At 60.1% G+C, this 21,626-nt stretch carries 24 protein-coding genes; 16 read left to right on the top strand and 8 right to left on the bottom strand.

What is annotated here, in order from left to right; all coding sequences use genetic code 11:
* Positions 1-360: 360 nt before the first annotated feature.
* The 4 genes from CKW40_RS38640 (at position 361) to groL (ending at position 4,246) form a co-directional block, all read left to right on the top strand.
* Positions 361-996, top strand: a complete 636-nt coding sequence (locus CKW40_RS38640; protein WP_095204902.1) for an NAD-dependent epimerase/dehydratase family protein — start codon at positions 361-363, stop codon at positions 994-996.
* A 16-nt stretch (positions 997-1,012) separates the two neighbouring features.
* Positions 1,013-1,306, top strand: a complete 294-nt coding sequence (locus tag CKW40_RS38635; RefSeq protein ID WP_095204901.1) for a hypothetical protein — start codon at positions 1,013-1,015, stop codon at positions 1,304-1,306.
* 919 nt (positions 1,307-2,225) lie between these two features.
* Positions 2,226-2,522: a co-chaperone GroES gene (gene groES, locus CKW40_RS38630; protein WP_006203049.1), complete on the top strand. Its 297-nt coding sequence runs from the start codon at positions 2,226-2,228 to the stop codon at positions 2,520-2,522.
* 65 nt (positions 2,523-2,587) lie between these two features.
* Complete coding sequence (gene groL, locus CKW40_RS38625) at positions 2,588-4,246, top strand: chaperonin GroEL (RefSeq protein WP_095204900.1); 1,659 nt, start codon at positions 2,588-2,590, stop codon at positions 4,244-4,246.
* 634 nt (positions 4,247-4,880) lie between these two features.
* Here the strand turns inward: groL and CKW40_RS38615 are convergent.
* Positions 4,881-5,618, bottom strand: coding sequence for a helix-turn-helix transcriptional regulator (locus CKW40_RS38615; protein ID WP_095204899.1), 738 nt, complete (start codon positions 5,616-5,618; stop codon positions 4,881-4,883).
* 767 nt (positions 5,619-6,385) lie between these two features.
* Positions 6,386-6,661, bottom strand: a complete 276-nt coding sequence (locus tag CKW40_RS38610) for a hypothetical protein (protein WP_143748473.1) — start codon at positions 6,659-6,661, stop codon at positions 6,386-6,388.
* A gap of 101 nt (positions 6,662-6,762) precedes the next feature.
* Between CKW40_RS38610 and CKW40_RS38605 the strand changes: the two genes are divergently transcribed.
* Complete coding sequence (locus CKW40_RS38605) at positions 6,763-7,368, top strand: hypothetical protein (RefSeq protein WP_244571469.1); 606 nt, start codon at positions 6,763-6,765, stop codon at positions 7,366-7,368.
* Between the two features lie 577 nt (positions 7,369-7,945).
* Here CKW40_RS38605 and CKW40_RS43370 read toward each other — a convergent pair.
* Both CKW40_RS43370 and CKW40_RS38600 read right to left on the bottom strand, forming a co-directional pair.
* Complete coding sequence (locus tag CKW40_RS43370; RefSeq protein WP_143748472.1) at positions 7,946-8,224, bottom strand: hypothetical protein; 279 nt, start codon at positions 8,222-8,224, stop codon at positions 7,946-7,948.
* A complete protein-coding gene (locus CKW40_RS38600; RefSeq protein WP_095204908.1) occupies positions 8,221-9,291 on the bottom strand; it encodes an acyltransferase family protein in 1,071 nt (356 codons plus the stop codon). The genes CKW40_RS43370 and CKW40_RS38600 overlap by 4 nt, the downstream gene beginning before the upstream one ends.
* A 67-nt stretch (positions 9,292-9,358) precedes the next feature.
* Between CKW40_RS38600 and CKW40_RS38595 the strand changes: the two genes are divergently transcribed.
* Genes CKW40_RS38595 through CKW40_RS38585 form a run of 3 tightly spaced genes read left to right on the top strand, consistent with a single transcriptional unit; the run spans position 9,359 to position 11,420 of the window.
* Positions 9,359-9,949, top strand: coding sequence for a hypothetical protein (locus CKW40_RS38595; protein WP_095204896.1), 591 nt, complete (start codon positions 9,359-9,361; stop codon positions 9,947-9,949).
* Positions 9,950-10,008: 59 nt separating this feature from the next.
* Positions 10,009-10,698, top strand: coding sequence for a hypothetical protein (locus CKW40_RS38590; RefSeq protein ID WP_244571468.1), 690 nt, complete (start codon positions 10,009-10,011; stop codon positions 10,696-10,698).
* An 11-nt stretch (positions 10,699-10,709) separates the two neighbouring features.
* On the top strand, positions 10,710-11,420 hold the full coding sequence (locus tag CKW40_RS38585) for a hypothetical protein (RefSeq protein ID WP_095204894.1): 711 nt from the start codon (positions 10,710-10,712) through the stop codon (positions 11,418-11,420).
* Positions 11,421-11,462: 42 nt separating this feature from the next.
* On the opposite strand, the gene CKW40_RS38580 is transcribed toward CKW40_RS38585, so the two are convergent.
* A complete protein-coding gene (locus CKW40_RS38580) occupies positions 11,463-11,795 on the bottom strand; it encodes a hypothetical protein (RefSeq protein WP_095204893.1) in 333 nt (110 codons plus the stop codon).
* Positions 11,796-11,940: 145 nt separating this feature from the next.
* On the bottom strand, positions 11,941-12,393 hold the full coding sequence (locus CKW40_RS38575) for a helix-turn-helix domain-containing protein (RefSeq protein ID WP_095204907.1): 453 nt from the start codon (positions 12,391-12,393) through the stop codon (positions 11,941-11,943).
* 664 nt (positions 12,394-13,057) lie between these two features.
* On the opposite strand from CKW40_RS38575, the gene CKW40_RS38570 reads away from it, so the two are divergent.
* Positions 13,058-13,399 (top strand): hypothetical protein, encoded by a 342-nt coding sequence (locus CKW40_RS38570; RefSeq protein WP_095204892.1) that lies wholly within the window; start codon positions 13,058-13,060, stop codon positions 13,397-13,399.
* A 179-nt stretch (positions 13,400-13,578) separates the two neighbouring features.
* On the opposite strand, the gene CKW40_RS38565 is transcribed toward CKW40_RS38570, so the two are convergent.
* Positions 13,579-14,178, bottom strand: a complete 600-nt coding sequence (locus CKW40_RS38565) for a thermonuclease family protein (RefSeq protein WP_095204891.1) — start codon at positions 14,176-14,178, stop codon at positions 13,579-13,581.
* The gene (locus CKW40_RS38560; RefSeq protein ID WP_143748471.1) at positions 14,178-14,717 is read right to left on the bottom strand and encodes a hypothetical protein; all 540 of its coding nucleotides are present in this window, start codon (positions 14,715-14,717) and stop codon (positions 14,178-14,180) included. The genes CKW40_RS38565 and CKW40_RS38560 overlap by 1 nt, the downstream gene beginning before the upstream one ends.
* 89 nt (positions 14,718-14,806) lie before the next feature.
* Between CKW40_RS38560 and CKW40_RS38555 the strand changes: the two genes are divergently transcribed.
* The 7 genes from CKW40_RS38555 (at position 14,807) to CKW40_RS38525 (ending at position 21,621) form a co-directional block, all read left to right on the top strand.
* Entirely contained in the window at positions 14,807-15,664 is an 858-nt protein-coding gene (locus CKW40_RS38555) for a lytic transglycosylase domain-containing protein (protein ID WP_095204889.1), read from the top strand.
* A gap of 12 nt (positions 15,665-15,676) precedes the next feature.
* On the top strand, positions 15,677-15,985 hold the full coding sequence (locus tag CKW40_RS38550) for a TrbC/VirB2 family type IV secretion system protein (RefSeq protein WP_095204888.1): 309 nt from the start codon (positions 15,677-15,679) through the stop codon (positions 15,983-15,985).
* Positions 15,986-15,990: 5 nt separating this feature from the next.
* Positions 15,991-16,299, top strand: coding sequence for a VirB3 family type IV secretion system protein (locus CKW40_RS38545; RefSeq protein WP_095204906.1), 309 nt, complete (start codon positions 15,991-15,993; stop codon positions 16,297-16,299).
* Position 16,300: 1 nt separating this feature from the next.
* Positions 16,301-18,706: a VirB4 family type IV secretion/conjugal transfer ATPase gene (locus CKW40_RS38540; RefSeq protein ID WP_095204887.1), complete on the top strand. Its 2,406-nt coding sequence runs from the start codon at positions 16,301-16,303 to the stop codon at positions 18,704-18,706.
* Complete coding sequence (locus tag CKW40_RS38535) at positions 18,703-19,599, top strand: hypothetical protein (protein WP_095204886.1); 897 nt, start codon at positions 18,703-18,705, stop codon at positions 19,597-19,599. Before CKW40_RS38540 ends, CKW40_RS38535 begins: the two co-directional genes overlap by 4 nt.
* Positions 19,600-19,610: 11 nt before the next feature.
* The gene (locus tag CKW40_RS38530; RefSeq protein WP_095204885.1) at positions 19,611-20,324 is read left to right on the top strand and encodes a type IV secretion system protein; all 714 of its coding nucleotides are present in this window, start codon (positions 19,611-19,613) and stop codon (positions 20,322-20,324) included.
* 226 nt (positions 20,325-20,550) lie between these two features.
* Positions 20,551-21,621 (top strand): TrbL/VirB6 family protein, encoded by a 1,071-nt coding sequence (locus CKW40_RS38525; protein WP_095204884.1) that lies wholly within the window; start codon positions 20,551-20,553, stop codon positions 21,619-21,621.
* The last annotated feature ends 5 nt before the right edge of the window (positions 21,622-21,626 follow it).

The following is a 21,626-nucleotide window of genomic DNA, read 5'->3' as shown; positions in this document are numbered from 1 at the left end:
CCTCCCGGCAAACGATCATCAACAGCGCGAAGAAGACCAGGCCGCGCGATCGTAACATCGCCTCCTGTTCGCTGTCTGTCCAAAAAACAGCAATGGCGTCTTCGGGCTATTCAAAAAAGACTTGATCGATGATCAGCGATTAGACAACCACGATACATGATGGCCGTTCATAAATCCTCCGCATCAATGCGTTACGTCTCCCGGCTTCCCCGCGGTTCCGACCAACAGAAGAGATTTGGCGCGTCAAACTCCAAGCCAGGCGCAGGAACGGCCGGTGTCCGACAATCCTGATCTAAGAAACGCTGCCGACCCGCCGGACACTGAAGGGGGATTGATATTGCGAGCCTGGAGCAACGAGGCATGAGAACGCTGGTTATTGGGGCATCCGGATTCGTCGGACACGCGGTGGTGCGTGCCTTGGTCGCCGAAGGGCACGCGGTGAGCGTGCTCAATCGGGGTACTCGCCCGCTCATCGGAGTCGAACAGCTGATCGCCGACCGCAACGACGCCAAAGCCGTCACGAGCGCCTTACTCGACCGGGAGTTCGACTGTGTCATCGACACCAACGCTTATACCGGCGAGCAGGCTCGCATCATGGTGACGGCTTTGGCCGGGCGGGTCACGCGGGCGGCAGTCATCTCGAGCGCCGCGGTTTATTCCGATGGCGCGGCGACCCCAGCGCGGGAAATCGACCTGGCCGGTGGCGGGTCAGCCTGGGCCGAGTGCGGGCGCGGCAAGGTCGAGGTTGAAGAGGTCTATCGCGAGGCGCGCTTTCCCGTTTGCGCGACATTTCGCCCACCTTACATATTCGGCCCCAACAACGATCTCGATCGCGAAAGCTGGTTTTTCCGACGCATCCGGCATGGGCGCCCGGTTCTGGTGCCCGGTTCCGGCAGCGCAGTTTATCAGTTTCTGCATGAAGACGATCTGGGCGCGGCCATCACGACCTGGTTGTCCAGAACCAAGGATGCACTCGGGCCGATTTTCGCTGCCTAATCTCGCCGATCCTGAGTTGGTGACATCGGCCGGGCTGACCGTACTTCTGGCGCGCGTCGCGGGCCGAGAGGTCAAGATGCATTGCGTCGGCTCGGCGGCTGGCGAGCGAAGGCCAAGAGCCTGGTTTCCTTTCCGCAATATCGACTGCGCGGTCGACCCGAGCCGGTTTATGAATGCCTACGGGTGGTCCCCGGCGGCACCGCTGGAGCAGCGGTTTGCCGACGTCTTATCGGCGCTCGAGCGCCGTGGCGCGCTGGCACAGAACGACTGGACGCCGCTTGAGGCGGACTTGTTGGAAATCTTGTCCTGAGATGTTCGCGATCTATTGCCAGCAGTTGGACGGAGGAACCGTGACGCGGATGCCGGTCCCTTCGCCATAGCACTCAGTTGCGCTGACACTGGAGGTAATCACGACGTCGGCGCAATCACCACGGGCCTCAAGCGTCGACAGCCCTTCCTCCACTCCCGCCGCAATTGACGGCGACATTTCCGATGTCAAAAAAACGCGGATCCCTGCGCCGATGTCGTCGCGCGCGTCTTATATTGGGGAGCCAGAACCCATGGGAACTTGTACAGCGCCTACAGGCTGACACTCACACCGTCGGCCGTCGCCAGCAGTCTGCTGCCGACGGCTCCGTGTCATTGAAGCAAAAGGGCCGCCCGAAGGCGGCAAGATTGGGAGTGCCCGGATCTGCAATGGGATTGACGATCCAGGACGGGCCAAGCTTACCCTACGTCAGTGCAATTGCAATTGGTGCACCGCCAGCCTTCCTGTTTACGGAATATTAGGCCTGTTTTGGCATGATCGATCCGGGCGGCTGAGTAGTGCGTTCCGCCCGCACCCCATTTCAGTCCATGGGGCTGCCAAACCGCCGGGTGGAGCGGTTTGCTGCTTCGCAGAAACGCCGTTTTTCGACAGATCTGGGACGCCAAGACCTTTCGGTGATTTCGGTCTCGAGCTGACCGGCAGGGCTCGCCGAACGATGGCCGCTGCTGGCGCTGCGGTCGCCTCGGCGGCGATAGGACAGCCGGCCAAATCATCGTACCGGCTGTCTGCAATCGCCTCACGAGCGTCTTGACTCTCCTATGTCAGGAGCCTATCCCCCGCGTTGTTAGCACTCGCCATAGGTGAGTGCTAAGTTGGTCCGGCATCGCCGGGCTGCTATTGGTTTGTCCGGCGCCGCCGGACGGAGGAACTGTTTCTCACCGTTCTCATCGAGGAAGAAAAAATGGCAAAGTCGAAGTTCCGCCCGCTTCATGACCGCGTGGTCGTTCGCCGGGTCGAATCCGAATCCAAGACCGCCGGCGGGATCATCATCCCCGATACGGCAAAGGAAAAGCCGCAGGAAGGCGAGATCATCGCCGTTGGTTCCGGCGCGCGCGACGAAGCCGGCAAGCTGGTCCCGCTGGACGTCAAGGCTGGCGACCGCATCCTGTTCGGCAAGTGGTCGGGCACCGAAGTCAAGCTCAATGGCGAAGACCTTCTGATCATGAAGGAATCCGACATCATGGGCATCATCGGCTGACACGCCGCCGCCTTTCATCCGCACCGTCCAATCTGAATTTCGGGCGAAACGCCCAGGAGTAAAACATGGCTGCAAAAGACGTAAAATTCTCTCGTGATGCCCGTGAGCGCATGCTGCGCGGGGTCAACATCCTCGCCGACGCGGTGAAGGTCACGCTCGGCCCCAAGGGCCGCAACGTCGTCATCGACAAGTCGTTCGGCGCCCCGCGCATCACCAAGGACGGCGTCACCGTCGCCAAGGAAATCGAGCTTGCGGACAAGTTCGAGAACATGGGCGCGCAGATGGTCCGCGAAGTTGCTTCGAAGACCAACGACATCGCCGGCGATGGCACCACGACCGCGACCGTTCTGGCGCAGTCGATCGTCCAGGAAGGCCACAAGGCGGTTGCCGCCGGCATGAACCCGATGGACCTGAAGCGCGGCATCGATCTGGCCGTCACCGAAGTCGTCGCCCACCTCACCAAGAACGCCAAGAAGATCAAGACCTCCGAGGAAGTTGCTCAGGTCGGCACCATCGCCGGCAATGGCGACGAGTCGGTCGGCAAGATGATCGCCGAAGCGATGAAGAAGGTCGGCAACGAGGGCGTCATCACGGTTGAGGAAGCCAAGACCGCCGAGACCGAGCTGGAAGTCGTCGAGGGCATGCAGTTCGACCGCGGCTACCTCTCGCCCTACTTCGTCACCAACGCCGACAAGATGGTTGCCGAGCTCGAGGACGTCTACATCCTCCTGCACGAGAAGAAGCTCTCCAACCTCCAGGCCATGCTGCCGGTTCTCGAAGCCGTCGTGCAGACCTCGAAGCCGCTGCTGATCATCTCGGAAGACGTTGAAGGCGAGGCCCTGGCCACGCTGGTCGTCAACAAGCTGCGTGGTGGCCTGAAGATCGCCGCCGTCAAGGCTCCGGGCTTCGGTGATCGCCGCAAGGCCATGCTGGAAGACATCGCTATCCTCACCGGTGGCCAGGTCATCTCGGAAGACCTCGGCATCAAGCTCGAGAACGTCGGCCTCAACATGCTCGGCCGCGCCAAGAAGGTGTCGATCTCCAAGGAGAACACCACCATCGTCGACGGCGCCGGCAAGAAGGCCGAGATCCAGGGCCGCGTTGCCCAGATCAAGCAGCAGATCGAAGAGACCACCTCGGACTACGACAAGGAGAAGCTGCAGGAACGTCTGGCCAAACTGGCAGGCGGCGTTGCGGTGATCCGCGTCGGCGGTGCGACCGAGATCGAAGTCAAGGAAAAGAAGGACCGCGTCGATGACGCCCTCAACGCGACCCGTGCGGCCGTCGAAGAAGGCATCGTTGCCGGCGGCGGCGTCGCCCTGCTGCGCGCTTCGCTGAGCATCAAGGCGGTCGGCGCCAACTCCGACCAGACCGCTGGCATCGCCATCGTGCGCCGCGCGCTGCAGGCTCCGGCCCGTCAGATCGCGGCCAACGCCGGAGCTGAAGCCTCGATCGTTGCTGGCAGGATCCTCGAGAACAAGGACGCGACCTTCGGCTATAACGCCCAGACCGGCGAATATGGCGACATGATCGCCATGGGTATCGTCGATCCGATGAAGGTCGTGCGCACCGCTCTCCAGGACGCGGCCTCGGTCGCAGGCCTGCTGGTCACCACCGAAGCCATGATCGCGGAGGCTCCGAAGAAGGACTCTGGCGCTGGCGGCATGCTTGGCGGCATGGGCGGCATGGGCGGCATGGGTGGTATGGGCGGCATGGATTTCTAATCCAACCCATGCAGCCCTCAGATACGGAAAGGGCGGCATCGATGCCGCCCTTTCTTCGTGTCCATTGCGCCGGTTGTCGGCGACCCGCAAGCCGGGGTATGCACGCCAAGGGTTATGCTTATGTTTGGACGGATACTGCCTTTTTTCCTGGGGCTGGCCTTACTGGCGGGCAGCGGCTGCGCGCACAGCGATGATGGTACGGTGATTATTCCGAGATCGCTTGATGCCAGGCGATTCTTTGACAAAGAGCCGCTACGCCTGCGGCAGCAACAGATCGAAACCAGCGTGTTTCCGGTTGCACCACAGGAGCCGGGACGGCTCAAACCGCGCCGTACGGCAAGTCTCAAGACATCAAACCGACGGGCATCGCCGGCCGCAAGTCCTCCGCTCTCCTCCTCCGAGCCACACAAGCCGCTTGTCTGCAAGAACATCAGCGAGCCCGGCAAGCGGTACCGTGTGGTTTGCGAATAGGACACTTGGTTTGGCCAGCATTCTACCCCTGCGGTGCCTTCCTGATCAGGTTGTCCAGAGCGACGTCTCCCTTCTTTCCCCTGATCCAGTCATTCTATCATTCCCAGCTTCACGAAACGGAACGAGTTTTGCCGGCGGCTTCCGCGAAGCGCTTGGCTACCGATCATAACAGTCTTTGAAAGAAAAGGCCGCGCTCGGCCGCGATCGCAACCGCATGAGCCAAGCTTTTGGCACCCAGCTTGGCCCGTGCCAGATCAAGATGAAATCGGACCGTATGAGGGGATAGCGACAGGATCTCTGCGGTCCGTTTGACCTTCTCCCCCCTCGCGTACCATTTCAGGCACTCGATCTCTCTATCGGAGCAGACCGTCTGATGGAGTCGCCTTCCTTGGATTCGACCGATAGCATTGTGAAATTCGCCGGCGAGATGCTGGAGGTCGCGAACCTCGGATTTGAGGAACGCCTGCCACGCCGCTGCGTTCTCGTTGCTCGTCACGCTCAGAATACCGCGGTCGCCGTCGACACCCCTAACCGGGAACGTGACGCCATGCTTCCCGACACCATGTTGCCTCGCTTCACCAAAGAACGTGCGCACGGCCTTGTCCGATAGGTCGATCTCCTTCCAATCAACCAATGTCACAGCACGCAGCCCGTAGCGAAGCACGGGATCGATGTCGAAAAAATCCTTCTCGATGTAGCGTTTCACCCACTCAGGCGAATAGGTAGTCAAACAGAACGGCTTACTCGGTTCCTCGTAAACCGGCCTGACGGTAAGAAAGGCCGCCGTCTCAAGGCCGTAACTCTCGACAATTGTGTTCAGAAGGTCCGCTGCGTCCGCAGGAGAGGCAACTGCGCGAATACCCTCCGTCATGTCGTGAAAATTTGAGTCAAATTGCGCCATATCCAGCTTGCCTTCTTGCTATCGACGTGCCTCTCCAAGCCAGTCGCGCGGCTATCTAACTAGGTTGCTCCCTCGCTGGATTCCAGCGTCTCACGACCTGTCAAAAGTGACAGGCAAAACCGCCAGTATACATAGGTTGCAACCCGCATTATTCCAGATTGGATGACCACAACCCGGCGTGGAGAAAACGCCTTGGATACGATTGTACTTTCGTCAAACGATGTGGCTCGGCAGACTAACTCCACACGTGCCAACCGCCGTGCATCACATCAGCGTTCCGCAACGGACGACCACGAAATTTGCCGTCTATGCTCGGAGCTAGAACAATTGGACGCTGACCGGGAAGCTCTATTTGGTTTCTTCCCTCCGCCTGCGCCGGGCAACCCTGCGCAGAGCGGGCAGTTTTTCACAAAGCTGAACTCGATTACGGCTCGCTATTTAGCGCTCGAACAGCGGCTTCGAAAGGCTCGCAGCGACATCCGGCAAGGCCGCCCACGAAGCCGCTGAGTTCGTCCAGCGGATGCCGCTGCGACCGCCGCAGCATAGCGCGCATTCAGAGTATCGATTGCCTGATGGCCCCGCGTCAACTCGACACCGAGGCCCCACCCGGCCCATCGGGCGCGGATCCGGATACTAGCACCCCTCCTCCCGTCGCAGGGTATGAGTCAGAGACACTTGCACAGCGATTTGCAAGATAGTTTACTGACTCAATGAATCTGAAGAGGAGTGACCCATGGGAACCAGCAATCAACTTTTGCTTCGTGCACCTATCGCGGCGTCGACGGCTGCGACCTGGGCCAGACCGCGACGCTGGGAAAGCAGGCGGGGCCTTTTGGCTTTGTCGCCATGGCATGGCTCGTAACCGCCACCTTGAAAAATGGCTTGTCTGCTTGCCGGTCCGGAAAGACGCAACTGTCATCGTCGCGCGTTGCGCAACCGGCGAAATGGCCGACGTCGCAGGCCAAATGCTGAAAGCCGGTATAGGCGTCACCCTCCCCCACGATCCCGACCGTCGCATCCGCCTCTACGCCCAGATCGAGCATCAGGCTCGCATAACCCATCGCGGCATTTGGGCCAGCATCTTCCAGATGCCTTGGCTCCACCGGAAATCCTCACCTGCAAACCCATGACCCACGAGCACGACATGCGTTCTTTTCGTCACATCCTCCACCTCGTCGCATCCGCGGCCTTGCTCGCCGGTTGCGCCGAGCGAGTGCCGGATGCTTCACATTCGGCCGGCCCCGTTTCGGTTACGGACTCCTATTGGAAACCGGATCGCGTCAGTCGCAGCCGGCAAGAATATGCGCCCGACTGGGGCCGCTTCCCGCCGGTCATTACCCAGCGAACCGGCTACCCGACCGAAGCTCAGGCGAATAACGCCTTGCGCCGCTCGCATTGGAGTTACGTGCCTGTGCGCACGCTCATCACCGAGGAAGGTATCAAGACGATCTCCGTCCCTGCGGAAGCCCCGGACACGATCGCTGCAGGCGTTCGTGTCTTTGCGTGCCGGCCCGGAGCGCTCAACGGCTATACTGGCCGCGTGCAATACTACGACGGCCCCGTCGTCGCCTGCGCTTCCGATCTCCTGTCTGCCGATGGTCGCGTGCTCGCCCGAGTACCCCTCAATTTCTACTACTGGCAGAAGGCTTGGCGCGTCCAAGACCCGAGGCCGTCCTACAAATCCGTCCCGTGGGCTTATCAGGAACCCTCGCCACCCAAGAGCAAGGGCTGGTTCGGCAACCGCTACTAAGCGGCGGCCGTCACACTGCCGCGTGTCGGCTGGCCAGACGCGCACAGAAGCCGACGGCCAAACCAACGGCAAGGCGCTGGCGTCGCCAAGATTGTCCGCGGCGTATGAGAGGTACGCTGCGAGTGGCTTTTACGACGCTCCGGATGTGTCGTCACGCAGCGTGCCGATTCACCACAACGCCTCTTCCGTGCAGATCCCAGTTCGAAGATGGCGACGGCCTTCTTCTGCGACTTCGAGCGTATTGCGTGTGGTCGCGCCAGCAGTCATGGCGACCTTCAGCACGGAGGCCGCATCGCTCACCTCCGGCCGAAAATCATGCTTCCCGCACTTTTCTTTTAGGAAGAACAGGCCCGGCGAGCGACTATTTCAAAGGCACTCGCTATGCGAGATCGATCTGTCGTTCGACCAAGCGTTTCGCAAGGCTCTAGTTCAATCTCTTTCCTGGCGAAATCAGCAGTGCTCGGCATTGCTGACGGTCGCCCACGAAGATTCAGCTGGTATCGTGCGTTCAGCATTCTGGGGGAGCGAGCGGCAGGCCGCACAGCCTCCCAACATCGCCGCTACTTCACGGTCGAGGTCATCCATCGGTTAGGCTCTGCTCTTCTGCTGAGGGCTCGTTTCGTACGAACACGTCGAGCACTTGCGCGATATTGATCCCTGACGGCGATCCGTTGCGCACCATACCCCTCGATACCGCCGAGCGCATGGCTCCAATGACGCAGCATGCCGCGACGAGCGCTGCCACGGCATCGCCGTCGGTCTCGGTCAATAGCTGCTCCGCCAGCGCCCTCGCTCCTCGCGGAATTTGATTGACGTCTTCACCACCAAGCGACCACTGACGATTTTCTTCCGTCACCGCGACACCTCCCGAACTGTTCGATTTGACCATTGGCGGCCAAGCTGGCGGAGCGGATCTCCGATCGCCGCTGTCAGTACATGAGACAGCCCGATCGCAATCGCGATCGAGAACGTTGCCGTCGCCGGAGCGCCCAGGAATTGGCCAAGGGACCAGTTGAACAGCGCCAGCACCGGCAGATGGATCAGGTAGAGCGCATAAGAAATGTCTCCTAGGCGGCGCAGAACCCGCCCTGGCCAGTTCACAGAACCATTCCGCAAGGTCGCCCTTGTCACGATCCACCCGCACGTCAGCGCCAATGCGGCTGTCGCCACGCCATGGATCGCCGGCGGCAAGATCGCCAGCATGAAGGCCCCGACCGTCATCCAGAACGCCGCTTCCATGTTACCGATCGCCAGCAGGTTTTCCGCCAGCCATGGCCATGCGCTTGTGCCCATGGTTGCTCCGATCGCCAGCCCGACCGCGATTGCATCGATGCGGAACGTCCAAAGCGTCCCGCCCCATGGCCGCAGCGTGAACGCCCCGACCACGAGAACGAGTCCGGCTAGCGCGACGAGCGCCCGCCGCGGTAGCAAGAACACCAGGAGCGGAGCCAGTAGATAAAATTGCATTTCGGCGGCGATCGACCAGAATGGCCCAAACGCAAAGGCGTTCCCGCATCCTGTGGCGCCCCCGAAACAAGGCGCCCAATGCGCATTCGAGATGAAGGCGAATGCCGCCTTCGAGTCTGCAGGCTCAACGCCGCTTCCCGGCAGGATCAACCCGATCGAGAGGATGGCGACGACGCACCAGGCCAGCGGCACGATCCGCATAGCACGCCTGACATAGAAGGCGAAGGCCGCCTCGAGCGCTCCCCGCTCGAGGCGCAGGCTTCGCAATGAGCGTTCCACTACCAGGCCGGAAATCACAAAGAACAGGTCGACCCCGACGCTCCATGCCGGCGCAAACAGCAGAGCCGCGGCCGTCCCGCCTTCTCCGAAGACCGGCCCGACATGCGACAGCACCACCAGCCCGATCGCCAGGCCTCGCAATTCATCCAGCCCCAATAGCCGGACTTCTTGTCCCATCCAAATATCACGCTCGACAATCATCACGACATTGATTTAATCATAGGGCATAAAAGCGAGGCAAGGAATGCATGGACGCCTGACATTTATCGCAGTCGCGGCTGCCCTTAAATTGGCGCCCGACGCTTCGGCTCAGTCGCTCACGCATGATCCGAACGCCTGGCGCGCCGTCGCCTACGCCGATCTCGAGCTCCCGAACTCGGAAGCTGTGCCCTACGCCTCCCTATGGGCCGACCGACTGAAGAAGAACAACGACGCCTACGCGGCCAAAGGCGATACGCGCTTTGCGGTCGCCAACGCGCCGGCTTCCGAGAGTCACATCGTCGTTCGCAGCCCGACCAAAACCGTCGTCCTCTCGGTCCTGCACACGCTCACCGGCTGCTCGCCGATCCGCGCCGATCCTGTCGGCAATGCCACGCTGAAACGATGCCCCATGCGCTTGGCGATCTACCAGAACGGCCGATCAACGGTCGCTGACGCCGGCTCCGGCTGTTTCATCGAATATGGCGCGCAACCGAACAACGTCCGCCCCGACCTCGCTCGGAATGGTGCGATGGGTGCATATGATGTTCAGGCCAAAAGCATTCGCGCCGGCATCGTATTCCAAGGTGAAATCGCCCCGGAATGCCAATTCCGGGTCCCTGTCCCGCAACCCTAGGGGAAGTCGCGATGCCCGGTGTGTTTCCGGCAACCTCGATACTCGGAAGGAGCGCAACCATGATCGACATGGAAAACCTGACCTTATTCAGTACACCAGCCTGCCACCGGCCATCGCCAGCGCCAGCGGAAGATCAAGGCTTCCCTCACGGCCCGCGATGCGCGGCCTTGACCGGGGCTCATGGCGGCGGCCACGGCGGTGTCAGGAGGTTTACCATGTCCACGCTTGCCGCCCTCGCGATTATCCCCATGTCTGCCATCTCCGCACACGCATGGGAGCCTTTAGGCTACCAGTCGCTCACGACCACAGACGCGCAGCCGGCCATACAGACCGCATGGTCCGATATCATCGCCTCGAATGCCGCCTATTGGCGTGACGAGCTGCACAGAACCATTCCGGCCGGGCAGATACTGCCACTCGATATCCTGTCGAAGCCCATCAAAGTCGGATCGCATAGCTTCATCGTCTCGATCGCCTCGACCCGCAAATGCGAGACTGGCGCAAACAACGCCGGCTCTTCCATAGAGCCTGACCTATGCGAGGCGCGCATCATTGATCCAGGCAGCGGCAAAATCGTTGCACGCGCGGAAGCCTGCTACGTCGATCTGTCCGATGACGATCGACCCCAGGCCAATCGTAACGATCGAACCGAAATCGAAGTCAAAGCGAACGCCAAAGAGATCCATTTTCGTTCCTTTGTCGGCGGCAAGGAGTGGTCTCGATGCACAACCAGCGCCAAGCTTCCATGAGGTGCATTCCTATGTATCGTCTCTATTCCAAACTCAGCAGCGTCCTTGCGGCCGGCCTTCTAGTCTGCAATTCGGTGACGGCAGCATATGCAGCCGGCGCACAATATTGCGATCGCACCGACTACTCCGCACAGGCCATCACAGATGCCGTGAAGAATTCGTCCCTGCACGACGAGCTGAAAACCACATCGTGCAGCCTTGGCGGCCTCGGTCGCTTCGAATCCGGCGGCAACAAAGGCGTCTACAATGGCTCTTGCTGCACTGGCATTTTCCAGCTGAACAACACCAACATCAAAAACTACGCAGGCATGTCGCGTTCCGAGTTTGGCTGCCAATCCCTCCAGTTTCAGGTCGACACCTGGGCCAAGCTTACAAACGACGGCTATAACTCCGCGCCCGTCAAGCAGCTCATCCAGATGGGGACGTTCGACGGTCAGAAGGTCGATGGCTCATTTATTGCGGCCTGTATTCAATTGGGGACTGGCAATTGCCAGCAGATGGTTCGCTCAGGCCGCTGTAGCGGATTCTCCGATATCAACGGGACAACGATCTGCGATATGGCGAAGAACGCACGCTCCATGGCCGACGCCAGCTGCCAAGAAGGTGACACGGCCGCGTGCCTGGGGCCGGGGGATTTCAATACAGGAGGCGACACAAAACTCGCCTCTGCCGCTCCAGGCCCGACCGGCAACGATATCAATGTCGCCTCTGGTCAGGTGTAACCCCATCTTCCCGTTGAAGGCCACGCCATCGGCCCGCCGCCTTCAATGGGAGAGATTTCGCGACGAGAGCTTTCCAAATCCCCGTTTCAGATGGCTCGCCAGCTCCTGGCGCACATCATCAGGCCATTGCTCCATCACAACGCAGTTCACTTCGGCCGCAACCAGCGACCAGTACAGCAGATCCGCGTATCGTCCTTCGAACAGAGCCGCCACGATGAACTGTCCAATCACCAACGTGATCGCCTCGGGCTTGCCTTTCTTCCGCAGAAATTCCGAAACCTCTTCCACCCATGGTTTCGGGTGGCAATCGACGAACGCTGCCGCCTCCCTATAAAGCGCGTCGTCTCCTGCGACTTGCCAGATATTCGCTTGCATCGTGGACCCTTCAGCAAAATGATAACATTACATCGACGCTGGCGGATTTCCTGATGCGAGTCAAAGAAATATAAAATATATTTTCTGCCTATCGTAGCAAATGAATCTACGCTGGTAGTTTAGCAGCTTCTACTTTTCTTGTATGCTACTGGCTTGTCCTGCGTCCATTTTTGGCCGGAGGCAGCCGCTTCTTCTCGGAGGTTGCCCCAGCGGGGCTGGCTGCCTCTTTCAAAGAAGGTACACCACTGAACTCCGTCATCGAGCGCTTCACAGCACGCGTGGCCTCGATATGCCGCGCAATCTCGTTGAAGTTGAAGCCGAACGTCTCGATGTCCCGCTTCACGCTGTCGTCGTCACCAGTCCGACCAATGAGCGTCCACACCGGCAACTTCAGATGCCGTGCCAGCCGCTCCAGGGTGACGAATGTCGGGTTCCCCTTCCCCGTCCGCAACTGGTAGAGCGTGCCGCGCGATAGCCCCGTAGCGTCGGCAAAACTCGCATAGTCCGGGTAGTCGTTCTCGATTTGGCGAAGTCGCAGCGCGAGCAGGATCGAAAGCCAACCATCGCTGTCTTCTGTCTTGTTTTTAAATATCGGCACGGTTGCACTCCTGCTTATCGGTCGGAATATGACGGCCATTTTTTGTAAAATGTCTAGTGCTCAAGCAGTTAGCCGAAACGATGACTCATTGGCCTATTAAAGTGTCGCGCATCGTCCCCATACTCCCGTAAAGTGACGGCATATAGCTTTTGGCCGCCGCTAAAATCATTCCAAACACGATAGCATTTCGATCTGCATGCCCCTGTTGAAAATGAATAATTAAATGATCATGCGGAGGGACAACCCTGTCTCTGCCCCCGCGGCAGGCAGGCCCTGCAATTGTTGCCCCATACCATTTCGAATGACCTGGTTCAGGTCGACCAGGAGCGAAACCTCGACGCCGCTGTTTCAAGAGCGTGGATGATTTCCCGGCTATGTAACGATATTAGACGGCTGCGTAGCTCACGATTCGCATTTGCCGATTACGCTCAAAACGGACCGCAAGGCTTGGCCCCGCGGAGTCGGCGAGGTCCAATCTCTATCCCTGCTCGAGCTGAAAAGGCGACGGGTAATCCGCCGCAGTCTGAAGCCGGTACCGCCGAAAGCGGCCCGCCGTCGAAAGACGCTTGATCCATGAGGGGCCAGCCTATCTCCATTGATCATTATAATGACGGCCGATCTGTGATATTATAATGATCAACATCGAAATAGGAGGCTCTCTCTCATGTTCATGAGGTTCGCGTTCGCAATTTTCGCCGGCGGCGTGCTCGCTTTCTTCGCCCTGCCCGATCAGGAAGCCGGCCTTCGCATGCTCAGCTTTTCCACTGCTTTCTTGATCCTGTCCCTCGCCGCCGTCTGTGTCATCGCGTTTCTGACGCGCAAACTCGGACGTTATCGTCTTCCCTCCTCGTTACAGCTGTCGCGCTGTGATGACGATCTTCCTTTATATGACGCTGCAAAGCCCGATCGCTCCCCTTGGTCGACATCCGGCGTCAACCCCAAGGATCCGAACCTCATCTGGCAGTACCGCCTCAACGATCGGCGCCTTGGCCGCTTCAAACTCTAACAGTCCCAACGCGCCAGCAACCGCTCAATCACGCGCACAGACCGTCCGCCTGTTTCATCAGGTCTGCGATCTGCCTGATACGGTAACGCAAATGATTAGACGCCTTTGCGCAAGGCGACGTCCCGAGTTCCAATGGCCTCAGCAGAATGTACAGTATGATCCAACGCGCCGGGGACCGGTTATCGATTTGCAGGCGGATTCGAAGACTGACCAGCCTGGTTAGATGCGTTTCGGATATCGCGGAGGATGATGGCATTCGGATCGGGCACGTCGGCAAACTGCCACAGGCCAAGGTGCTGCTTTTTAGCGACCTCCTGCGCGATGATATAGGGAGCATGGACCGGAGCGCCGTTCGGAGTGACCGCCGCGAACGCCCAGCCGGTCGAGATCAGCGCCGTGCCGAGATCGATGCGAGAACCGGCCGCGGATCCTGAAGTAGCCTGCGCGACGCAAACGACGAAGCGCGTTTTGGTCGCGGCCTGCCAGGCGGCCGTGTAGCATTGAGGTTTGAGATCCCGGATGAGAGAGACGAGCATTGCAAGGCTTGCCTCCCCGCAATCGACATGCCCCCCTGCCCTATTTGTGAAATATGTGCCTCTTAGGCAGGCTTGAACGCCGTAGAGACGGTGGGTCTCACCGGCATAGGTCCAGCTGTCGCCGGTGCTGAACGATGCTGTGGCGGGGATCGGAAACCAGGGATTGGATTTGTCCTCGGCCAGTGCCGGAACACTGGCGAGGACGGCCGCGAGAATGCCGGCGGCGGCGAAACCAGGTTTCATTATTGATACCTGCTCAGATTGAACCAGAACCGTTGCTTGCCGTCGGTCGTCGTGAGATCGAGATAGTTTGGCTCCGTCCTCTGCTCGCGCCGCGTCACGGCCGATGTTGGACGCGCACCGTAACCCGAACCTCTCGGGTTCGTGCCCCAAGAGGCATTCGTTGCATTCCGCGCAGCACAGAAACCGCCGTTATTGTCGGGCTTGTAGACAGTTTGTGAGCGAGAGCTGTTGTCGCTCCCGCTCGATTCCGTCTCGGGCGACACGGCGATCGTGCCGTCTGGGCAGGGTTTGAATTTCTCATATCCGATACGACCGGAACTGCCGGCCTCGGGGCACTGGGGCCAGGGCTCCCCATGCGCGACCATACGGAAAGCGCGCTCGACCGGAGGCACACATTCCCCGACGCTCGCCCAACCCTGCGGGTTGAGGATGCACAGCAAGACCTTGCAGCCAAAATCATTAGCATGGGCCGGCGCCGGGGACAGAGCCGCCAAGGTCGGCAAAAACGCCACAACGGGAAGAACCTTGATCATTTTCATTGTGCCTGCCTCAATTTCGCGATTGCAGTTCATCGATTCATTGTATTAATTCAGCATTACAGAATCGGCAACGGTGCAGGATTACTTTAATGATTCGATCCCGCAAAACGGCACTTGCAGCGGGTGCGATCCTGGCGACGTGCCAAGCGGCGTCTGCACAGGAAGCTTCGCAGAAATTCCAGGACCGAGTTACGGCACCTGCCACGCGCAGCGTTAATGCTGCCGTCGTCGTGAATGGCCGGGTGATGCCGGCCTACCAGGTTGAAAGCCAGGACGTGCAGCGGATCGGTGCGGCGGGAGGTGCTGACCGGGCGGCCGCTACGGTGACATCGACCTTGGCTGACAACCCATGCCCCGGCGTCGCTGCCCTGTCGAAGAAAGAAGGACAGCGGATCGTCGAAGCGGTCGCGCGCCTGCAAGGCTTTGCCCCGCCCCTCGTCCTCGCGGTTGCCCGGGCCGAAAGCCGCTTCAATTCCGGCGCGCTATCGCCCAAAGGGGCCTATGGCCTGATGCAGCTTCTGCCGTCCACGGCGGTAAGCTACGGTGTCAATATCTGCGATCCAGCGGACAATGTGAAAGGTGGGATCGGCTTTCTGCGGGATCTGCATCGCAAATTTCCGAACCCGATATACATGCTCGCCGCCTACAATGCCGGCGAGATCGCGGTTCTCAAATATAAGGGCGTGCCGCCCTACCCCGAGACGGTTGGCTACGTCGCCAACGTCATCAACGATTTCTACCAATGGCCATCGGTCGGGTCTGAGGCAGTGATGCCCGCCGGGGCGGTGAGCCTTGACCTGGCCGGCGTTCAACCGGCTGCGGCCGTTGCAGCGGATCAACGAAATGATCCGACATCCCGCACCAATTCCCGCAATGGCAGCACAATGACGTCTCGCAAAGCGACGGCGCCGGTCTGGCAAGGCGGGATGGTGCAAAACTTTGACTGAGGAGAAGCTTTGATGACCTTGTGGAAGATGTTTGCTGCACGCGGCACTGGTGTGGCGATGCCGCTCATGCTCTTGGCAACGCAGGCGATGGCTGGGGGCGGAAATCTCCAGCCTGTGCAAAGCACGTTGCAGACGTTGGTGCAGACCCTGACCGGGCCGATCGCGACGGCTTTGGCGGTTCTGTTCTGCATTTTCATGGGCTTCATGGCCTGGGCGGCACGCCTGTCATGGTTTGTGGCCGGAAGCTGGGTCTTGGGTATCGTGCTGGTCTTCGGCTCGGCCCAGATCGTCGAATTCTTTCAATCCGCGGTCGGAAGGTGATCGGCATGGCAGACGGCCGGATCGATCCTGGCGAGCCCAGATTGTTGATCACTCCGCTGGTCAAGGGCTTGACCCGAGCGCCGACGGTGCTCGGCATCCCCTACGAGCTAGCGGGGTTCATCGGCGTGCTGACCGCTGTCGTGTTCCTTGCAACCCATAATCTGATCATGCTCTGTATCTGCGTGCCGCTATATGCGGTTACCAGGATCGCGATCATGCGCGATCCCATGTTCATCGAGATCATGTTCATCCGTTCACGAAAGATGCCGCCCCGGAGCGCCAGCTTCTGGGGGGCGCGCAGTTACCGGGTGTGACGTGGCGATCGCACGGGCTCTTCGCGATGAACTGAGTTTCGGGGCCGTGTCTCGTCGGGAGAATCCGGTTTCGGCCCACATACCCTATTCGCGGCATATGTCCGACGAGGTGATCAAGACGCAGGACGGCATGTTGATGTCCTTCGTTCACATGAGCGGACTGTGCTTCGAGACGATCGATATCGCCGAGATCAATTCGCGCCTGCTCGGCCGCAACGATCTCATTCGGGGGTTGGCGAATTCCCGCTATGCGATCTACTCGCATATCCTGCGCCGCGAGGTGAAGCCGGCGATCGAGTCGAGCTTCGAGAATAAGTTCTGCCAAGAGCTGGATCAGCGCTACACGGCGGCCCTGCGCACCCAGCGCATGTTTGTGAACGACATCTACCTGACGATCGTGCGGCGCGAGCTGCAAGGCACGGTCGGGACCGCGGATCTCGTGATCCGCAAGCTTTTGGGACGAAGGGCTGCGGACGGTCGCTCTTCGAGCGAGGAGCGGGCGCTGATCGAACTCACGGACGTGATGAAAGCCGTCCGAGAGAGCCTGCAGGCGTATGGCGCGCGGGTTCTCACCGTCGTCAAGCGCAGTGACGTTTGGCATTCCGAGCCGCTGGAATTCCTGGTGCAGCTCGTCAATGGCGGATTGCCGCGGCCGATGGCACTGCCGCGCATGAAACTCGCGGAGGCGCTAGCGACGAAGCGGCTGTTCTTTGGCCCGAATGCGCTGGAAATTCGCGGGGCGTTCCCTGGCGAAACACGATACGGCGCCATCATTTCGGTCGGCGAGTACCCCTCCATTACGGGACCAGGGATGCTCAACCCCATGCTGAAGGTGCCGCACGAATTCATCGTGACGCAATCCTTCGCCATCATCGACAAGCCCCAGGCGCTGACCCAGATGGAGCGGGTCGGGCGCAAGATCGACATGTCGGATGAAGCCGGCTCGATCGTGGCCGATCAACTCGGTGAAGCGCGCGATGAGCTTCTGTCCTCGGAAGCGCTCTATGGTTTGCATCATCTGACGGTGCTGTGCCTCGGGAAAACCATGGACGACGTGGCGCGCTGCGTGACCGATGTCGGCACGGCGCTGACGGAGGTGTCCGCCCTGTGGGTTCGCGAGGACCTGAATTGTGAACCCGCGTTCTGGGCCACCCTGCCCGGCAATTTCGCCTATGTGGCGCGCAAGTCGATGATCTCATCGAAGAACATGGCGGGCTTCTCGGCCTTCCATAACTATCCGAGCGGCCGGACTGGCGGGGTTCATTGGGGAACGCCGATAAGCGTCCTGGAGACGACGTCGCAAACGGCCTACTTCTTCAACTTCCATGTTCGAGACCTCGGCAACTTCACCCTGAACGGTCCCTCGGGCTCGGGCAAGACGGTGCTGCTCGGCTTTCTCGCGGCACAGGCGCAGCGCATCACGCCGCGCCCCAAGCTGGTGATGATCGACAAGGATCGTGGCCTGGATATCTTCGTGCGGTCGCTTGGCGGCCGCTATGAGGTTCTGAAGGCCGGGGAGCCTTCCGGCTTCAATCCGTTGCGCCGGCCCCATACGCCGCGCAACCGCGAATTCCTCTTCCAGCTTTTCAGCTTCATGCTGCGTCGATCCGACGGACACGCCCACTCGACGCGCGAGGAGCAAGTCATCCGCAACGCGATCGCCCAAAGCGCGCCGCCCGAAGGTCGAACCATGGAGGAGTTCGCCGAGCTGTTGCGCGGTGCGATGCGCGCCGGCGATGACGATCTCTATTCGCGCTTGCAGCCATGGATGAGGCCGGATCAGCGCGGTTGGTTGTTCAACAACGCGGAAGACTCGTTTTCGATGTCGTCCATTTTCGGCTTCGACATGACGAGCGTGTTGAGCGACGCAACGACCAGCACGGCGGCCTTGCTCTATATCTTCCATCGCATCGAGGAGCTGCTTGACGGGCAACCGGTCATGATCTTCCTCGATGAAGGCTGGAAGCTCCTGGACAATGATATTTTCAGCTACTTCATCAAGGACAAGCTGAAAACCATTCGTAAGCTGAATGGCATCATCGGCTTCGGCACGCAGTCTGCGGCGGATATTGTGAGGTCGTCGATTGCCAACACGCTGATCGAACAGACGCCGACCAATATTTTTTTCCCCAACCCGAAGGCCGACGAGGAATCGCACAGGGCGTTCGGGCTGTCGGAGCGCGAGATCAAATGGATCCGCGAAACCCCGCCCGAAGCCCGCAAATTCCTGATCAAGCATGATCAGGACAGCGTCATTGCGCGCCTCAATCTGGGCGCGATGCCTGACGCGATCAAGATCCTCTCCGGTCGAATTGAGACGGTTCAGGAGCTCGACGCGCTGCGCGCGCGCGTCGGCGACGATCCGCAGGTTTGGTTGCCAATCTTTCTTGGGAGGGACCCGGAATGAAGACCATTATGGGCGCGATGGCCGCCCTTGTGACGATTTTCGCGGGATTGACGGCGATGGCGGCCGTGCCGGTTTCTGACAGCCCGATCTTGTCGCAGCGGAGCGAGGACAAGGCCGACAAGGTTCAGATCAAGCTCATCCAGGAGGACACAAAGTCCGCCACGCAGGGCGCCAATTGCTCGGTGACGACGCCCAAAAAGGCGCAGAACGTGAAGAGCCCGAAGGCTTCGGTCGATCCGGCGAGTGGCCGGGCGTCCTTGGAACAGGCCAATCCGGACATCAAGGGCTCTTCGGCGTTCGCCTCGACCGGGTCGGGATTGGGCGCTGTCGGCGGCGACGCTGGCGAAAGGGGCCAGTTGGGTATCACCGGTCAGGTTCTAGGGGGCATGAATGGCAGCATGTCAACGGTGGCTCCCAATAAGCAGTCCTTCGAGACCATGGGTCAGGATATCGGGACCGACAAAACGGTCATGGAATCCTTCGACCGCAACAGCGCAATCCGCGCCCAAGGCGGGCTGACCTTCAACGAGGTGATCCAAGCGACAGGGTTCTTCGCCCAAGCTTTCAACGTGCGAAACATCGGCACTGCCACACTGACAAGTCGGGGATCCTCCGGCCTGGGGGTGCCCACTCCCGCGTCCCCGCCGCCTGGCTCGGGCCCGCCGCCTGGCTCGGGTGGCTCGACAAGCTGTCCCGGGGCCACGAGCGGCGGCACGGCCGGCAACCCATGCTGCCCGTCGACGGACGGCGCATGCACGGCGCCGCGCACGACCGACACGGTTGAAAACGTCTCGCCCGTGCTTTCGCAAATCCAAAGGGACGCCAACAGCGCCCCCGTCACAATGACGACCGACGAACTGATGTCGGCCGTCAAGCAATATCAGGCTCAATAGGAGAAAGCGCTATGCGTGGAATTCCGTTAACAGCGGCACTCTTGCTTGGCCTTGGCGGTATCGCCTTTGCGCAAGTGCCTACGATCGACGAGGCTAATCTGGAACAGGCTCGGCAGATTGCATCGGTCACGAGCGAGATCCTCAGCACCGACCGCAACATCATGAACTATACGCAAAAGACGCTGCAGGCCGTCACGGGCGACCGGTCGAGCCAGGCCGGCCAGCTCGCGCAGATGGCCTTGGGCAATGGCGGCTTCTCCATGGGGGACGCGCCTTCGCTTGCTAGCGTGATCTCGGGCGGCTCGTTGTCGTTCGCCGGCCTCGGCAATGGATCGCAGGGCATCGTTTCGAACATGATCAATGGCTTGCAGCTGGTGAAAACCATTTCGGGCCTGATCAATGGCCAGACGACGCAGATGGATAAGAACTACAGCGCCCTGGTGAACGTTGCGGCCACTGTTACCGGGCTGGTGGACTCCTCGCAAAATGGGGTGAAGACCCGTTCCAGCGCTTTTCAGTCGGGCGCTCAACGGATCGGCACGGCGCAGGACATCAAGGGCTCGATCGATCAGAACAGCCAGATCATGGTGCAAACGGGTCTGACCGTGAACGAACTGATCGGCGCGGTGAATACCGCTACGGCGGCCGCCAATCAGGAAAACATCGATCGTATGAACCTGATCACGCAGGCCTCCCGGGGGCTCGAATACAAGTCCGGCCAATGACGGTGCGCTTTCTTCTATCAGCGGCCGCCATCATTGGCGCTGTCGCGACCTCGGGGTGTGGCCACAAGCCGCTCAAGGCTCCATGCCCGCGCGACGAGGGACCGATGCAGCCGATGGCGTTCGCGGCGCCCGAACCAAGAACAGAAGCGAAGAAGCCATTCGAGTGCGGTCCGATGAAGGCACTCAATAGCGATCCATCTCTGTTTCCAGGTGGGACGTCGAAAAAATGAACTTCAATATCACCACGCTTCTGCAACAGGTCGACAAGTTCGGCAATAACTATGTATCGCAAGCCTACCAGAACCTGGCGTCGGCCCTGACCGGCGGCGGACAGGGGGGCGTCGCCAGCCTGATGCTGACGCTGTACGTGATAGTCTGGGCCATCAGCATCTGGCAGGGAACCTCGACGGGATCGGGAAAAGAGATGATCTGGCGCCTGTTCCGCGCCTTCGTCATCTACGCTCTGGCGACGAGCTGGGGGGACTTTCAAACATATGCCTATTCGTTCGCGAATGAGACACCTGCCGCGATTGGGAACAGCCTTCTCACGAGCGTTTCGGCCAATGTGACCGGGACATCGGCCGGGCTGAACTCCGTCAACTCCGTGCAGACGGCCCTGCAAAACATCTGGGATTCGCTCGCCAATTCCACCGCCGCCTTTATCAAGAGCCTTGGCGTGTTGAACTTCGGCGGCTACGTACTGGCGGCGATCATCCTTGTCGTCGGCGCGCTGCTCATCGGCTATGCGATCTTCCTCATCATCCTGTCGAAGATCTTTCTTTGGCTTTTGCTGGCACTCGCCCCAGTGTTCATCATTCTTATGCTGTTCGGCTACACGACCCGGTTCTTCGCCGGCTGGGTAACCGCGATCGTCCAGTACATGTGCGTGCAGATTCTGGTCTACGCCTTCTGTGCCTTCTTCATCTCGATCACCCAGACCTATTTCGACGCGGTCAACCGGTCGAATGGTGCTGCGACAACGACTTTGACCGAAGCCGCGCCGCTGATCCTGATCTGCCTCGTCGGTGTGCTGCTGCTGTCGCAGATCACCAACGTTGCCGCCTCGCTCGCGGGCGGAATTGGTATTGGAACACCTTCGTTTGGGCGCTTCTACGGCGGCGCCTTCGCAGCGATGGGCCAAGCCGGTCAGCGCAGGCTGATGGGACGCTTGGGCTGGAGCACGCGGCAGGAACGCCTGGCGGGTCGTGAGCGGGCGCGCGTGAGCCTCGCACAGAGAAGGTATGAGAATTCAGCGGAATATGCACGGCTTTCCCGAAAGCTGACGGATCCCGGATAGGTTTG

The organism is Mesorhizobium carmichaelinearum, from assembly GCF_900199455.1.
Lineage (GTDB): Bacteria > Pseudomonadota > Alphaproteobacteria > Rhizobiales > Rhizobiaceae > Mesorhizobium > Mesorhizobium carmichaelinearum.
The sequence above is the reverse complement of the archived record's forward strand: the minus strand, read 5'-3'. Positions and strand labels throughout refer to the sequence as shown.

What these genes read in the sequence shown, in the direction of transcription:
- CKW40_RS38585 (WP_095204894.1), top strand. Translation starts at nt 10,710, where the DNA reads ATGTATCGTCTCTATTCCAAACTCAGCAGCGTCCTTGCGGCCGGCCTT.
- CKW40_RS38530 (WP_095204885.1), top strand. Translation starts at nt 19,611, where the DNA reads ATGCGTGGAATTCCGTTAACAGCGGCACTCTTGCTTGGCCTTGGCGGT.
- CKW40_RS38555 (WP_095204889.1), top strand. Translation starts at nt 14,807, where the DNA reads ATGATTCGATCCCGCAAAACGGCACTTGCAGCGGGTGCGATCCTGGCG.
- CKW40_RS38595 (WP_095204896.1), top strand. Translation starts at nt 9,359, where the DNA reads ATGCATGGACGCCTGACATTTATCGCAGTCGCGGCTGCCCTTAAATTG.
- CKW40_RS38580 (WP_095204893.1), bottom strand. Translation starts at nt 11,795, where the DNA reads ATGCAAGCGAATATCTGGCAAGTCGCAGGAGACGACGCGCTTTATAGG.
- CKW40_RS38605 (WP_244571469.1), top strand. Translation starts at nt 6,763, where the DNA reads ATGCGTTCTTTTCGTCACATCCTCCACCTCGTCGCATCCGCGGCCTTG.
- CKW40_RS38615 (WP_095204899.1), bottom strand. Translation starts at nt 5,618, where the DNA reads ATGGCGCAATTTGACTCAAATTTTCACGACATGACGGAGGGTATTCGC.
- CKW40_RS38600 (WP_095204908.1), bottom strand. Translation starts at nt 9,291, where the DNA reads ATGGGACAAGAAGTCCGGCTATTGGGGCTGGATGAATTGCGAGGCCTG.
- CKW40_RS38550 (WP_095204888.1), top strand. Translation starts at nt 15,677, where the DNA reads ATGACCTTGTGGAAGATGTTTGCTGCACGCGGCACTGGTGTGGCGATG.
- CKW40_RS38525 (WP_095204884.1), top strand. Translation starts at nt 20,551, where the DNA reads ATGAACTTCAATATCACCACGCTTCTGCAACAGGTCGACAAGTTCGGC.
- CKW40_RS38560 (WP_143748471.1), bottom strand. Translation starts at nt 14,717, where the DNA reads ATGAAAATGATCAAGGTTCTTCCCGTTGTGGCGTTTTTGCCGACCTTG.
- CKW40_RS38535 (WP_095204886.1), top strand. Translation starts at nt 18,703, where the DNA reads ATGAAGACCATTATGGGCGCGATGGCCGCCCTTGTGACGATTTTCGCG.
- CKW40_RS38590 (WP_244571468.1), top strand. Translation starts at nt 10,009, where the DNA reads ATGATCGACATGGAAAACCTGACCTTATTCAGTACACCAGCCTGCCAC.
- CKW40_RS38565 (WP_095204891.1), bottom strand. Translation starts at nt 14,178, where the DNA reads ATGAAACCTGGTTTCGCCGCCGCCGGCATTCTCGCGGCCGTCCTCGCC.
- CKW40_RS38545 (WP_095204906.1), top strand. Translation starts at nt 15,991, where the DNA reads ATGGCAGACGGCCGGATCGATCCTGGCGAGCCCAGATTGTTGATCACT.
- groL (WP_095204900.1), top strand. Translation starts at nt 2,588, where the DNA reads ATGGCTGCAAAAGACGTAAAATTCTCTCGTGATGCCCGTGAGCGCATG.
- groES (WP_006203049.1), top strand. Translation starts at nt 2,226, where the DNA reads ATGGCAAAGTCGAAGTTCCGCCCGCTTCATGACCGCGTGGTCGTTCGC.
- CKW40_RS38610 (WP_143748473.1), bottom strand. Translation starts at nt 6,661, where the DNA reads ATGCTCGATCTGGGCGTAGAGGCGGATGCGACGGTCGGGATCGTGGGG.
- CKW40_RS38570 (WP_095204892.1), top strand. Translation starts at nt 13,058, where the DNA reads ATGTTCATGAGGTTCGCGTTCGCAATTTTCGCCGGCGGCGTGCTCGCT.
- CKW40_RS38640 (WP_095204902.1), top strand. Translation starts at nt 361, where the DNA reads ATGAGAACGCTGGTTATTGGGGCATCCGGATTCGTCGGACACGCGGTG.